We start from the raw sequence: 13,787 nt of genomic DNA on the forward strand, positions 1-13,787 counted from the left end.
CGCCAGGGCAGCACGACGGCGGGCAGGGCCTGCGCGAGCGGGTCGCCATGGCGCAGGTGTCGCCGTTTCCCTGTCACCTGTCCGGTCACCGACCCGACAAGACCGTTTCGGACCTCTCCACGCCCACAGAAGTCAGCCCCTGAGCGTCACTGTCCGTGTCAACCAACGGCCTTGGTCATCACCCTGCCGGTACGGCTTCCGGCTCCCCCGTGCCCTCGGCCACCGAGTCGGCCACCGTGTTGATCGCCGCCCCCGTGCGGGCCTCCGCCGTCGGCCAGCCGTCCTTCGGGGCCTGGGCGACCGCGCGCCACCACGGGGCGGAGGGCACCGTCCCGGCGGTCGGTTCGAAGGGCTCGCCCGGACGGGGCAGAGCGACGCGGGAGCCCGTGGCGTGGGCGGCCGCGATGGTGCCCTCGCCGGGGTCGGACCACGCGTGCGTGGCCAGGTTGAAGGTGGCCCAGTGGATCGGCAGCATCACGCCGTGCGGCTGCCCGCCCTGGAGGTCGAGGTGGGCACGCATGCCCTCCTCGGGCGTCATGTGGATGTCCGGCCAGAAGTCGGAGTACGCACCGATCTGGATCATCGTGGCGTCGAACGGGCCGTGCTCGGCGCCGATGTCCTCGAAGCCCTCGAAGTACCCGGTGTCGCCGCTGTGGTAGATCCGGTGCTCGGAGCCGGCGACGGACCAGGACGCCCACAGCGTGTGCTGGGTGTTGCGCAGGCCGCGGCCGCAGAAGTGACGGGCCGGTGTCGCGGTCAGGGTGAGACCGCCGACCTTCGTCGCCTCGTGCCAGTCCAGCTCGCGCACCCGGTCGGCGGAGATGCCCCAGTGTTCGAGGTGGGCGCCGACGCCGAGGGGGACGGCGAAGAGGGTGTCCGTGTCGGCCAGCGCCTTGATCGTCGGCAGGTCCAGATGGTCGTAGTGGTCGTGCGAGATGACCACGACGTCGACCGGGCCGAGGGCGGCCAGGGGCAGCGGCACCGGGTGCAACCGCTTGGGGCCGACGAAGGAGAACGGGGAACAGCGCTCGCCCCAGACCGGGTCGAAGAGCACCCGCTGCCCGTCGATCTCCGCGAGCACGCTGGAGTGCCCCATCCAGGTCAGCCGCAGCCCCGTGGCGGGCCGCTTGGCGAGGTCGGCCAGGGTCGTGGCATGCACCGGAACCGTGCCCTTCGGGCCACGGCGGGGCCGCTGCTCCTTGTCGAAGAAGACCTTCGCGAAGTCCAGCGCCGAGCCGGACGGGCGGGTCCGGGCCGTGCCGCCGGGATTCTGGAACACCCCGTCCTTGAAGTGGGGCGATCTGCGGATGCGCGCGAGGCGCTCACCGCTCGGGTCCGTGCCGAAGGCCGCGGGCTGCAGCGCGCGGAGCCCGGAGCTCAGGGAACGGAAACCGGACACGGTACCTCCAGGTGGAGTCGGTGAGGCATTCCATTATGGTCGGCGCCACTGACAACACTGGGGTCGTCCGGGGCTCGGCGGGCTCATTCCAAGGAAAGCCCAAAGAACCGGCAACGAAACGACCTCCACGAAGTAGAGGTCTCCCTGCAGCTCTCCCGGCTCGCCTCCTGCACCGCCGCACCCGCTTCCCGCAGGAAACGGGCCCACCGCTCCCCTGAACAGTGGATCGCCGGCGTCCATTCCCGTCGTAGTGGTACGCGGGAAGTCGCCGTGGTCCATGGGCGCCTCCTCGGCCCTCCGCAACCGGCGCCGGTCGACACCGCCGTAACCGGTGTGCGGGTCGGTGCGGATCGCGGGCTCCCTGGTCGGCCGGCGGGTGAGGGAAGGGGCTCGGGCGCGCCCTGACACGGACTCGGGGCCTCCGTTGACAAGGGGGGACACCCCTTCCAATACTGACTCACGATTCAGTAATTTCCGGTCGGCGAGCCGGCCGACGCGCGCATCGACGCACATCCCCCGCGACCCGTTGGAGGCACCGTGTCCGACCTCCCCACCGAACTGGTCCCGCTCAGCCGGGAGCAGCGCGACATCGTGGACCTCACGCGCGCGTTCGCGCGCGAGGAGATACGCCCACGCGCGCGTGCCGTCGACGAAGCGGACGTCGAAACCCCGTGGGACCTGTGGCGCAAGGCCGCCAAGGTGGGCATCACGGGCTTCATGCTGCCGGAGGAGTACGGCGGGGGCGGCTTCACCGACGTGTTCACGCAGTGCCTGGTGCAGGAGGAGTTGTGCGTCGGCGACCTGGGCATCGGCAACCTGCTCTGCTCGAACGGCTTCTTCGCGGACCCGGTCCTCGAACTGGGCAGCGAGGAGCAGAAGCGGGCGTGGCTGACCCCGCTCACCGGCCCCGACACCCCGATGACGGCCCTGGCGACGACCGAGCCGGCGGCGGGCTCCGACGCCGCCTCGATCACCACCACGGCCCGTCGCAGCGCGGGCGGCTACCTTCTGAGCGGCCAGAAGGCGTGGATCTCGAACGCCGGCGAGGCCGAGCAGTACGTCGTGTTCGCCAAGACGGACCCGACGCGGCGCTCACGCGGCGTCTCCGCGTTCCTGCTGCGCAAGGACACCGAAGGGGTCTCGTTCGGTGAACCGATGAAGAAGATGGGCCAGCGCGCGATCGTGTGCCGGGAGATCTTCCTCCAGGACGCCTTCGTCCCCGAGGGGCACCGGCTCGGCGCGGAGGGGCAGGGCTTCCAGGGGCTCATGCGGACCTTCGACATCTCGCGCACGGTGCTGGGCGCCGCCGCGACGGGTGTGGCGCGCGCCGCGTACGAGTACGCGCGCGACTACGCCCGCGAGCGGCAGCAGTTCGGCAAGCCGATCATCGAGCACCAGGCGGTCGCCTTCCGGCTCGCCGACATGCACACGCGCGTGGAGCAGGCCCGGCTGATGACCTGGCGGGCGGCGCGGCGCCTGGACGCGGGCCTGGACGCCACCGCAGAGGCCGCGATGGCCAAGCTGACGGCCTCCGAGACCGCCGCGTACTGCACCTGGGCGGCCGTGCAGACGCTCGGCGGCTGGGGGTACTCGCGCGAGTTCCCGGTCGAGCAGTGGATGCGGGACGCGAAGCTGGAGGAGATCGAGGAGGGCACCTCGGACATCATGCGGCTCGTGATCTCGCGGAACCTGCGATGAGCGGCCCCGGGGACGAGCTCCTCACCGGCGGCGAAGCCCTCGTACGCGCCCTGTGCGGGCATGCCGTGACGCAGGTCTTCGGCATCCCGGGCACGCACAACCTGGAGGTCTACCGGCACCTGTCGGCGTACGGGATACGGCATGTGACGCCTCGTCATGAACAGGGCGCCGGGTACGCGGCCGACGCGTACGCGCGCGTGACGGGCCGTGCGGGAGTCGTTCTCACGACCACCGGACCCGCCCTCCTCAACGCCGCCGCGGCCGTCGGTCAGGCGTACTCGGACAGTGTGCCGCTGCTCGTGGTCTCGCCGGGCATGCCCTTGCGTCATCCGCGCCTGTCGACGGGCCTGTTGCACGAGATGCGCAGCCAGACGGACGCGCTGCGGGGCGTGGCCGCGTTCAGCCATCGTGTCTCCTCCGTCGCCGAGATCGACGCGGCGGTGGCACGCGCGTTCACCCTCTTCCGCACCGGGCGTCCGCGACCCGCGCACCTCGAGATCCCGCTGGACCTCCTGGAGGCGACGGAGCGCGTCGGGCCCCCACGGTTCGCTCCGCCGCTCCGGCGGGCGGAACCGGATCCGCGCTCCGTACGGGAGGCGGCGCAGGCCCTGGCCTCCGCCCGGCGCCCGGCGCTGGTCCTCGGCGGAGGCACCCGCGACGCCCGGGAGGCCTGCCTCGCCCTCGCCGAACGTCTGGGCGCTCCCGTCGTCACCACGGCCAACGGCAAGGGAGCCGTCCCGGAGACGCATCCGCTGTCCCTCGGTGTGTCCCTGCACAGCCCGGCCGTGCAGAAGTGGCTCGCCACCCGGGACGTCGTGCTCGCCGTCGGCACCGAGCTGGCCGAGTCCGACTTCTGGTCATCGCCGCCCCGACTCGACGGCACGCTGATCCGCGTCGACATCGACCCGGACCAGATGTACGCGGGCGCGCCGACGGACATGGCGCTCGTCGGGCACGCGCGTGCCGTGCTGGAGGCCCTGCCGGCCGAACTGCCGGGCCACGCGCGCGCACCGGAGGACATCGCCGCCCTCCGGGCCGCCCGAGACGCCGAGACCGCCGAGCGGGACGCCCGCTGGATCCCGTATCTGAAAGCAATGCGCGACATCCTCGCCGAGGATGCGATCCTCACCTCGGACAGCGCCCAGTGCTGCTACTACGGCGCGCTCCCCCACCTCCCGATCGGCTCCCGGAGCCAGTACCTCCACCCGACCGGCTTCGGCACCCTCGGCTACGCGCTGCCCGCCGCCATCGGTGCCAAGACCGCCTGTCCCGACCGTCAGGTGGTGGGGCTCAGCGGCGACGGCGGCCTCCAGTTCACGGTGCCGGAACTGGCGACCGCCGTACAACTCCAACTCCCCCTGCCCATAGTGGTGTTCGACAACGGCGGCTACGGCGAGATCCGCGACGGGATGAGGGCGCGCGGCGACACGCCCACCGCGGTGGACCTCCCGCCGATCGACCTGCCGGCCCTGGCGCGCGCCTACGGCGGTCACGGCACACGCGCGTGCACCCCCGAGGAGCTCCGCCGCGCGCTCACCGAGGCCCTGGCCACACCCGGCCCCACCCTGATCGTCGTCCCCGAGGAGCCTCAATGACGAAGTCAAGCCGCTTGCGTGACCGGCGGGGCGGGGGTGAAGACCCGTCCGTCACGCAGCAGTGCCCACAGGACACTGGCCCGACGGCGGGCCAGGGCGATGACGGCCTGGACGTGCTTGCAGCCCTCACCGCGCTTCTTGAGGTAGAAGTCCCGGTTGGGTCCTTCGCGGATGATGCTGGTCTGCGCGGACATGTAGAAGACTCGTCGCAGGCGGCGGCTGTAGCGCTTGGGCCGGTGGAGGTTGCCGGTCCGGCGTCCGGAGTCGCGCGGGACCGGCACGAGTCCGGCCGCCGAGGCCAGGTGACCGGCGTCGGCGTAGGCCGCCAGGTCGCCGGCAGCGACGATGAACTCGGCGCCGAGTATCGGGCCCATGCCGGGCAGGGACTCGATGATCTCCGCCTGCGGGTGGCTGTGGAACGTCGCGCGGATCTGCTGGTCGATGCGCTTCAGTCGTTCGTCCAGGGCCAGGATCTGTGTCGCCAGGTCAGCCACGATCTGGGCGGCGACGTCCTCACCCGGCAGCGCGGTCTGCTGGGCCTGGGCGGCCTCCAGCGCGGTCGCGGCGATGGCGTCGGCGCCGCGCACGCTGCGGTTGGCCAGCCAGGCCGTCAGGCGGGATCGGCCGCGGCGGCGGATGGCGGCGGGGGTCTGGTAGCCGGTCAGCAGGACCAGCGCGCCTTTCTGGGACGAGTAGTCAAAGGCCCGTTCCAGTGCAGGGAAGACGCCGGTCAGCACGTCGCGGAGCCGGTTGATCATGCGTACCCGGTCCGCCACGAGGTCGGTGCGGTGGGCGGTCAGCAGCGCAAGGTCGGCCGCCAGCTGGGCGGGCACGTCAATGGACGCAAAGTCCCGGCGGTGGCGGGCGGTCTCGGCGATGACGTAGGCGTCGCGGGCGTCGGTTTTGGCCTCGCCCCGGTAGGCGCCGGACATGCGGTTGACGGTGCGGCCGGGCACGTAGACGGCTTGCTGGCCGTGGGCTGCGAGCAGGGCAAGCAGCAGCGCCGAGGACGTGCCGGAGATGTCCACTGCCCAGTGGACCTCGTCGGCCAGGTCCAGGATCTCGCCGAGCACGGTCAGGATCGCCGTCTCGTCGTTGTCGACCTTCTTCGACCACAGGGTCGCGCCGGTCTCGTCGACCACCGCCGCCCAGTGGTGGCCCTTGCCGGCATCGATGCCTGCCCAGACCTGGGCCTGTCGCTTGCTCACTCGCCCCTCCTCGTTCCGCGCGACGTGCCGTCGGCCCGAGGAACACCCCGTCGTCAACTCCGTAAACAGCGACCGAAGCGCACACCTCAATCAGCGACCAGGGCGCCCCGGAGAACCGGGCGGCCGCTCCTTGGAAGCCACTGAAGACAAGTCCCCATAAACCACACCCGGCCCTCCCGGGCCGCCCAACAACTTACGGAGTCTCCATGACCGCCGCCCCCCTGATGTCGCTCGCCTGGACGGATCACCTCACCGGCCGCCAGGGCTTCCTGGTCGTCGACCGGCTGGTGCGGGGTGTCTCCAGCGGCGGACTGCGGATGCGCGAGGGGTGCACGCTCGACGAGGTCGCCGGGCTCGCGCGCGGGATGACGATGAAAGAGGCCCTGCACTACAACCCCGAGGGGCGCTACATCCCGCTGGGCGGTGCCAAGGGGGGTATCGACTGCGATCCCCAGGACCCGGGGGCGTACGGGCTGTTGGTGCGCTATCTGCGGGCCATGAAGCCGTACATCGAGAGCTTCTGGACGACCGGCGAGGACCTCGGTCTGACCCAGGACCTGGTGGACCGGGCGGCGACGGAGGCGGGGCTCGTCTCGTCCATCCAGGCCGTGTATCCGCTGCTCGACGACGAGGCGACGGCCCGGCAACGGCTCGCGGATGCGTTCGCCGTCGAGATGGACGGCATCGGGCTGGACGAACTGGTCGGCGGCTGTGGGGTCGCCGAGTCGGCGCTGGCCGCCCTGGACCGCGCCGGTGTGCCGTACGAGGGCACACGGGTCGCCGTGCAGGGTCTGGGCACCATGGGCGGGGCCACGGCGCGCTTCCTCACGCGCGCGGGGCTGACGGTGGTGGCCGTCGCCGACATCAAGGGCACGATCGCCAACCCGGCCGGACTGGACGTCGAGGCGCTGCTGGCCGCGCGGGACGGGTACGGCGCCGTGGACCGTGCGGTGCTGCGGCCCGGGGACCGTGAAATGCCGGGTGAGGCCTGGCTGTCGGCCGAGGTGGAGGTGCTGGTGCCGGCGGCGGTGTCGTACGCCATCGACACGGCCAACCAGGAGCGGATCGGCGCCCGTTGGATCGTCGAGGCGGCCAACATGCCGGTGCTGCCGGAGGCGGAGGAGCTGCTGGCGGCGCGCGGGGTGACCGTGCTGCCGGACGTCGTCGTCAACTCCGGGACGAACGCCTGGTGGTGGTGGACCCTGTTCGGCGACATCGGTCCGGACGCGGACGAGGCGTTCGCCCACACGCGGCGTTCGATGCGGGCCCTGGTCGAGCAGATGCTGGCGCGGGCGGAGGCCGACGGGACGACCCCGAGGACGGCCGCGCACGCGATCGTGGCGGACCGGCTGCCGGTGATCGCCGAGCGGTTCGGATGGTACCGATGACAGCGGTGGAAGGGCCGGCGAGGGGAACGCCTCCCGGGGTCTGCTCCGGTGAACCAGCCCTGTCGCAGGCCCTGTTCGACCCCACCTCGGTAGCCGTCGTCGGCGCTTCCGACAACCCCGAGAAGTGGGGCTACTGGCTCGCCAAGGGCGCCCTGGCTGGGCGCGGACGCCGGATCGTGCATCTGGTGAACCGGCGCGGCGGGAGCCTGGACGGAGTGCCGTTCCACGCGTCCCTCGACGGCGTCTCGTGCGAGCACGTCGTCGTCGCCGTACCGCCCGCGCACATCCTCCCGGTGGTGACCGAGGGACTGGCGGTCGGCGCGCGCTGCTTCACCGTCATCACCTCGGGCGGCGATCCGGCCGACGAGCGGGCTCTCACGGCGCTGGTGACCGGCAGCGGGGCCCGGCTCCTCGGCCCCAACTGCATGGGCCTGGTCGACACGACGACCGAACTACGGCTCAGCTGGGGCGACTTCCCCGGCGGCGCGGTCGGCCTGGTGTCGCAGAGCGGCAACCTCGCCCTGGAGATCGGACGCCTGCTCGCCCGCGCCGGACAGGGCTTCTCCCGCTTCGTCTCCCTCGGCAACCAGCGTGACATCGACGTGGCGGACGCCCTGGACACGCTGATGGACCACGCTCCCACCCGGGTGATCGCCGCCTATGTCGAGGACTTCCGAGACGGCCGCCGCCTCGCCCGCACCCTGTGCGCGGCCCACGCGGCCGGCAAGCCGGTCCTCCTCCTGACGGTCGGCCGCAGCGCCGCCTCCACGGGAGCCGCCGCGTCCCACACGGGCGCACTGGTGAGCCCGTACGACACGGTGGCGGCGGTGTGCCGGGACAGCGGGGCGCTGCTGCTGGAGTCGGCCGGAGAACTCGTGGACACGGTGATGTGCCTGCTGGCGGCGCCTCCGAACGGCCGGGGCGGCTCACGGGGAACGGGAGCGACGGTCAGCTCGCCACATCCGAGCACCGCCGCGACTCCATCGTCCCCTCCGGCTTCCGCGCCCCTCTCAGCTCCGCCCTCCTCATCGGCTCCCGCGACTCTCCCGGCTCCCGCTTCCCCGTCGGCTTTCACGCCCGCGGCACCTCGCGCTTCCGACGCTTCCGACCTCCGCCCCTTCCGCGTAGCCGTCGTCGGCGACAGCGGCGGTCAAGGCGCTCTCGCCGCCGACGCGTTCGCGGTACGCGGCGCCGCCGTCCCCCCGTTGTCCCGGCGCACCCTCGACCGCCTCGCCGACCTCCTCCCACCTGGCGCAGGGCGCCGCAACCCGGTCGACCTCGCGGGCGCCGGTGAAGCCGATCTCGGCGCCTACGCGCGCGTGGCCGGTGAACTGCTGGCCGGCGGTGAGGCGGACGCGGTCGTCCTCACCGGCTACTTCGGGGACTACGCCAGCGCCAACCCCGCCCAGACGGCCCGCGAATGCGAGGTCGCCGACCTGCTCGCGGACGCCGCCGACGCGTCCGGCCGCCGACTCCTCGTGCACACCATGGCGCGCGACACCCCGGCACTCGCCGTCCTGCGCGGCCGCGGCATCCCGGTCTACGAGCGCGTCGAGCAGGCCGCCACGGCACTCACCGCAGCCGCCCGGGTCACCGCCGCCACCCCGCACGAGCCGCCGACGGCGCCGACGGCGACGTACCGCATCGACGACGGCGGCTACGAGACCGTCCGCGACCTCCTCGCCTCCCACGGACTGCCCTTCCCCGCCGCCGAGTTCGTGACGGACGTCCACGAAGCCGTCGAGTCCGCGTACCGCGTCGGATACCCGCTGGTGCTCAAGGCGACGGGCCTCGCCCACAAGACCGAGGCCGGTGGAGTGGCCCTGAACATCGCCGACGAGGAGGCCCTCCGCGCCGCTTTCCACCGGATGCACGCCACCACCGACGCCCGGCGCTACGCCGTCGAAGCCATGGCGACACCCCCCTACGCCCACGAACTGATCGTCGGAGTACGCCGGGACCCGGCCTTCGGCCCGGTCGCCCTGCTCGGCATCGGCGGCGTCACGACCGAGCTCCTCGCCGACACCGTCCTCGCCCTGGCCCCGCTCACCCACGCACGCGCGCGTGCCCTGCTTCTCGAACTCCGCCACGCCGCCCTCCTGACCGGCTGGCGCGGCGCCCCTCCCGTCCACCTGGACGCCGCCGCGGCCGCCGTGTGTGCCATCACGCGGGCCGCCGCCGAACATCCCGAGCTGGCCGAACTGGAGGTCAACCCGCTCCTCGTCCACCCCAAAGGCGCGCTCGCACTCGACGCACACGCGGTGCTCCGACACCCCAAGACGTCCCACTCCAGAGGGAGTTGAGGCGCCTCACTGCAAACAAGGAGCGCGTCCTGCTCCTTCTCCCCCGCGTCCGCGCCCCTCCGTGGAGAGGTCGGGCCGGCGGGGTCCTGCCGGGGGACGGCGTGGGTCGGTGCATGGGTCACGGGCGGACTCCTCCTGACGACGGCCTCACGGCAGCGCGACGCGGCGGTCGCCAGGACCGGCCCGCCCCCCTGGGAACCGGTCAAGAAGTGGCCTCACCCGGCGCCATCAGCGGCGACGGAATAAGGTGACCGCGTGGCGAGAGTGCGGTTGAGTGTGGCGGAGCGGCGCGAGGAGTTGCTGCGGGCCGCCATCGAGCAGATCGAGGCGCGGGGCGTGGCGGCGGTGCGGATCGCCGACGTGGCCTCGGCGCTCGGCGTGAGCAATGCGCTGGTGCTGTACCACTTCTCGACGAAGGAGAAGCTGGTCGCCGCGGCGTTCACCTATGCGGCCGAGGACGACCTGGCCCATCTGCGCAAGCTGCTCGGCCGCCGTACGACGGCGCTGCGGCGACTGCGGTCGGCCGTGCGCTGGTACGCGCCGACCGGTCAGGCCAAGGGCTGGCGGCTGTGGATCGAGGGCTGGGCGGCGGCGCTGCGCGAGCCCGCGCTGCAGGAGGTCACGCGCGACCTCGACAAGGAGTGGAAGGCGGCGCTCGCCGAGGTCATCGCGGAGGGCGTGGCCGCGGGCGAGTTCCGCTGCCCGGACCCGAGCGGCACCGCGCTGCGCCTGACGGCCCTGCTGGACGGGCTGGCCGTGCAGCTGACGTCGTACACCGGTGCGGTGTCGCGGACGCGGGCGCAGGAGTGGGTGGACGAGGCGCTGGCACGTGAACTGGGGCTGGAGCGGGAGGCGTTGACGGCCTCGGGGAGCTGAAGCCGCCGTTCGGTGCCATGGCTCACGTGTTGTCCGGCATCGCGGGCCGCGCCACCCGAAGGTCGGCGCGGCCCGCGATGTGGGAAGGCTCCGGCAGCCTCGCTCAGGCGACCGAGGCGATCCGTGTCCTGATGTCCTCCGGCGACAGCGCGCCCTTCGCCGTGACATGGTCCCCGGACGACTCGCCGCGAAGGCGCCGCCCGATCCACGGCACCAGGTACTCGCGCGCCCAGTGCACGTCGTCGCGCCGGATCTCGAGCGTGCCGCGCGGCGGGAGCGGCGGCCAGGGCTGGTCCGGGTCTGCCGGGACCTCCAGACCGAGGACCTGGCCGGCGCGCAGTGCCACGCGTGTGTGCCCCTCGGGCGAGAGGTGGAGTCGGTCGCCGTCCCAGGCCCGCCGGTCCTGGACGGTCTTCAGGGACCACAGGTCGAGCACGGGGCAGCCGTAACGGTCGGCGATGGCCCGTACATGTCCGTTGTAGGTGGCGATCTTGCCGCGCAGGTGCTTGAGCACGGGCACGCCACGGGTGTCGAATCCGGTCGTCACCATCACCGTGCCGGCGACCTCGGTGAGCCGGGCGACGGCCCGCTCGAAGCGCTCGGCGACCTCGTCGGGGTCGGTGCCGGGCCGGATGATGTCATTGCCGCCCGCGGAGAAGGAGACCAGCTCCGGCGCCAGTTCGACGGCCTGGGAGACCTGGTCCTCCACGATCTGGTCGAGCAGCTTGCCGCGCACGGCGAGGTTCGCGTACGTGAAATCGCCTTCGGGGCGCCGGTCGGCGAGGAGTACCGCGAAGCGGTCCGCCCAGCCGACGAACGCCCCGTCGGGGCCGGGGTCGCCGACGCCCTCGGTGAAGCTGTCCCCCACCGCAACGTACGACCCGATCACTGATCTGCTGTCACTCTTCGAATCGTCTGCCACAGCGGTCATGATGAACCTTCGAATGTGACCTACGCGACCGTAGGAAAGGGTTGACGGACGGTGAGATAAGCCACGCCTAAAGTGTTGACCAAACTTGGAATAACCCTCTGATCAGGGATGTTGGGGGAGCAACGCCCAGACCCTGAAGTCGCTGATCCGGAAATGACTCCATGTCGTCCGGAAGGCGAAGTGGCCACTTGTGTACGGCTCAGGGTCGCTGTAGTCGAAGACGAGCCGCCCGTTGTTCCACCAGCGCACGGTCGATCCGTCCGAGACGATACGGACCCGGTCGGGCTCGTTCGCGACAAGCAGCGGCTCGGTGTAGTCGTAGATCAGCGGACGGACGCCCGCCTCGCCGACGTAGCGCCGCAGCCGGGTCGTGGTGTTGGTGTTGGCGCCGTAGCCGACGTAGTAGGTCTTGAGGTAGTCGTACTCGGCCAGCGCCCCGCCGCGCGGGGTGGCGAAGATGTCGTCCGGGGAGCGGACGTCGGTCGCGTTCCAGAAGTTGTTGAGGTCGGAGACCCGGTCGTTGACCCCGCCCTCCGACACGGCCGTCGCGGTGTATTCGAGAACGTAGGGCCCTTCGAACCGCTTCTTGAACCAGACCGTCGCCCCGGCGGGTACGTCGACCTCCAGGGTTCCGCGGGAGGCGGCGACGGTCCCGCCCTTCTCCAGCTCGACGGCCCACCGGCCGAGGCCGTGGCGGAAGTCGTCGTGGGCGAGGAGACGGCCGCGGTGGCGGCGCGGTGTGGCGCTCGCGTTCGCCACGGGGGCGAGGGCAGCCAGGGCGGCACCTGCGGCCAGGGCTCCGAACGCTCTACGGGTTGTCGTCATGGGGTGGCGGCTCCTTCGATGTCGTGGTGAGCATCAGAACCCTTAGAAAGCGCTTGCAGAGCTACGGAGATCATCGTGCCCCCACTGCCCCTCCACTGTCGACACCGTCGTATCGCCCGCCACACGACCGCAATGAAACGATCACGAGCCCCGCGATTCCGGGCACACGGCGATTCCGAACACACCGAAGGCCGGACCCGGGGATCGGGGTCCGGCCTTCGGCGGCGTGTCGGGCGAGGCTGTCGGCGGGGGGTCAGCCGACGGCGACGCCCTTGGAACGGAGGTAGGCGACCGGGTCCACGTCGGAGCCGTAGTCCGGCGTGGTGCGGATCTCGAAGTGCAGATGCGGGCCGGTCACATTGCCGGTCGCGCCGGAGAGGCCGAGCTGCTGACCCTCGGACACGGTCTGGCCGACCGAGACGGAGATCTGGGACATGTGGCCGTACTGGGCGTAGTAGCCGTCGGCGAGCCTGACGACGACCTGGTTGCCGTAGGCGCCACCCCAGCCCGCGGTGACGACCGTGCCCGCGCCCACGGACTTGATGGAGGTGCCGGTCGGGACGACGAAGTCGACGCCGGTGTGATAGCCGCTGGACCACATGCTGCCGGCCACGTGGTAGCCGGTGCCGATGGTGCCGCCGGAGACCGGGAGCTGGAAGCCGGTGGAGGCGCTGGTGGTCTTGGCGCTCTGAGTGGTGGCCTTGTTCGAGGCCGAGCTCTTCTTCGTGGCGGAGCCCCGCAAGGAGGACGACTCGGTGGTGCTCGTCGCGGCCTTCTTGCCGATCGTGAGCTTGAGGCCCGGGTGGATCAGCGACGGGTTGTCGCCGACGGCCTCGCGATTGTCCTCGTAGAGCCTGCGCCAGCCACCGCTGACGTTCTGCTCGTCGGCGATCTTCGAGAGGTAGTCACCGACCCGCACCGAATAGGTGCGCACACCCGCACTGTTCGCGGCACTCTTCTTTTCGGTCGCCTTCTTCGCCGTATTCGGAAGAGCCTGAACGGCCTTTTCCGAAACCGACTGAGAAGCGGACTGCACGGTGGCCGCGTGGGCGCCGGTGGCCCCCATCAGCGGAAGGGCGAGGGCGGCGCCACCGGTTCCGGCGACGGCGATGGAGCGGGTGAAGCGCTGGGACTTCGGGCGGCGGTGCTTACCCTTCGCGGGCATGGCGAATTCCTCTCCGGCGCCTGCGAGGTGAGCTGTCGGGTGCGGACTGGAGATGCCCGGCCACGCGCTGGACGCGGCTTTACCCCTAGCCTGTTCCGGAGACCGGAACAGGCGGTTGTGCCTGTGGGTCCCCCGCTCCTGCCGTTCACGGGTGAGTTGGTGCGGATACCGGTCGGCGGCAGGATTGGGCGTCCGTCCGGATTGGTGTGGAACGTAAGCGACGAGGACGCAAAGGGACAAGCGGCGGTTCCCTGTGAATGCGTTTCTCTTGATCCGCTGTGAAAATTCCCGGTCACTCTCCGTCAATTACGGGATCGCCCCGCCGCTCAACGGCCCACGAAAAGCGCCCTAATTACGTGAACATGACGGGCCACGCTCGGTCACGAATATGACGCTCCT

At 71.5% G+C, this 13,787-nt stretch carries 10 protein-coding genes and 1 riboswitch; of the genes, 5 read left to right on the plus strand and 5 right to left on the minus strand.

Annotated features, from left to right (window positions below; all coding sequences use genetic code 11):
- Positions 1 to 178 precede the first annotated feature (178 nt).
- Positions 179 to 1,399: an MBL fold metallo-hydrolase gene (locus ACWC09_RS19190; protein WP_450851730.1), complete on the minus strand. Its 1,221-nt coding sequence runs from the start codon at positions 1,397 to 1,399 to the stop codon at positions 179 to 181.
- A 537-nt stretch (positions 1,400 to 1,936) separates the two neighbouring features.
- On the opposite strand from ACWC09_RS19190, the gene ACWC09_RS19195 reads away from it, so the two are divergent.
- Entirely contained in the window at positions 1,937 to 3,097 is a 1,161-nt protein-coding gene (locus tag ACWC09_RS19195; RefSeq protein ID WP_450851731.1) for an acyl-CoA dehydrogenase family protein, read from the plus strand.
- A complete protein-coding gene (locus ACWC09_RS19200; protein ID WP_450851732.1) occupies positions 3,094 to 4,692 on the plus strand; it encodes a 5-guanidino-2-oxopentanoate decarboxylase in 1,599 nt (532 codons plus the stop codon). The genes ACWC09_RS19195 and ACWC09_RS19200 overlap by 4 nt, the downstream gene beginning before the upstream one ends.
- Positions 4,693 to 4,697: 5 nt before the next feature.
- Here the strand turns inward: ACWC09_RS19200 and ACWC09_RS19205 are convergent, their stop codons facing one another.
- A complete protein-coding gene (locus ACWC09_RS19205) occupies positions 4,698 to 5,900 on the minus strand; it encodes an IS110 family transposase (protein WP_450851733.1) in 1,203 nt (400 codons plus the stop codon).
- Between the two features lie 206 nt (positions 5,901 to 6,106).
- On the opposite strand from ACWC09_RS19205, the gene ACWC09_RS19210 reads away from it, so the two are divergent.
- From ACWC09_RS19210 to ACWC09_RS19220, 3 genes are all read left to right on the plus strand, one after another.
- A complete protein-coding gene (locus ACWC09_RS19210; protein WP_450851734.1) occupies positions 6,107 to 7,288 on the plus strand; it encodes a Glu/Leu/Phe/Val dehydrogenase dimerization domain-containing protein in 1,182 nt (393 codons plus the stop codon).
- Positions 7,285 to 9,591 carry an acetate--CoA ligase family protein gene (locus tag ACWC09_RS19215; RefSeq protein WP_450851735.1) on the plus strand — a complete coding sequence of 769 codons (2,307 nt, stop codon included), beginning with the start codon at positions 7,285 to 7,287 and terminating at the stop codon, positions 9,589 to 9,591. The genes ACWC09_RS19210 and ACWC09_RS19215 overlap by 4 nt, the downstream gene beginning before the upstream one ends.
- A gap of 255 nt (positions 9,592 to 9,846) precedes the next feature.
- Entirely contained in the window at positions 9,847 to 10,467 is a 621-nt protein-coding gene (locus ACWC09_RS19220; protein WP_450851736.1) for a TetR/AcrR family transcriptional regulator, read from the plus strand.
- 103 nt (positions 10,468 to 10,570) lie between these two features.
- Here ACWC09_RS19220 and ACWC09_RS19225 read toward each other — a convergent pair whose 3' ends face one another.
- The 3 genes from ACWC09_RS19225 to ACWC09_RS19235 all read right to left on the minus strand — a co-directional run bounded on the left by ACWC09_RS19225 (position 10,571) and on the right by ACWC09_RS19235 (position 13,388).
- Complete coding sequence (locus ACWC09_RS19225) at positions 10,571 to 11,356, minus strand: SGNH/GDSL hydrolase family protein (RefSeq protein ID WP_450851830.1); 786 nt, start codon at positions 11,354 to 11,356, stop codon at positions 10,571 to 10,573.
- Positions 11,357 to 11,500: 144 nt separating this feature from the next.
- The gene (locus tag ACWC09_RS19230; RefSeq protein ID WP_450851737.1) at positions 11,501 to 12,223 is read right to left on the minus strand and encodes a DUF6250 domain-containing protein; all 723 of its coding nucleotides are present in this window, start codon (positions 12,221 to 12,223) and stop codon (positions 11,501 to 11,503) included.
- Between the two features lie 253 nt (positions 12,224 to 12,476).
- Positions 12,477 to 13,388, minus strand: a complete 912-nt coding sequence (locus ACWC09_RS19235) for a M23 family metallopeptidase (RefSeq protein ID WP_450851738.1) — start codon at positions 13,386 to 13,388, stop codon at positions 12,477 to 12,479.
- A 4-nt stretch (positions 13,389 to 13,392) separates the two neighbouring features.
- Positions 13,393 to 13,560: riboswitch (cyclic di-AMP (ydaO/yuaA leader) on the minus strand.
- Positions 13,561 to 13,787 lie beyond the last annotated feature (227 nt).

The organism is Streptomyces sp. NPDC001617, from assembly GCF_053596855.1.

What these genes read in the sequence shown, in the direction of transcription:
- ACWC09_RS19200 (WP_450851732.1), top strand. Translation starts at nt 3,094, where the DNA reads ATGAGCGGCCCCGGGGACGAGCTCCTCACCGGCGGCGAAGCCCTCGTA.
- ACWC09_RS19230 (WP_450851737.1), bottom strand. Translation starts at nt 12,223, where the DNA reads ATGACGACAACCCGTAGAGCGTTCGGAGCCCTGGCCGCAGGTGCCGCC.
- ACWC09_RS19215 (WP_450851735.1), top strand. Translation starts at nt 7,285, where the DNA reads ATGACAGCGGTGGAAGGGCCGGCGAGGGGAACGCCTCCCGGGGTCTGC.
- ACWC09_RS19210 (WP_450851734.1), top strand. Translation starts at nt 6,107, where the DNA reads ATGACCGCCGCCCCCCTGATGTCGCTCGCCTGGACGGATCACCTCACC.
- ACWC09_RS19235 (WP_450851738.1), bottom strand. Translation starts at nt 13,388, where the DNA reads ATGCCCGCGAAGGGTAAGCACCGCCGCCCGAAGTCCCAGCGCTTCACC.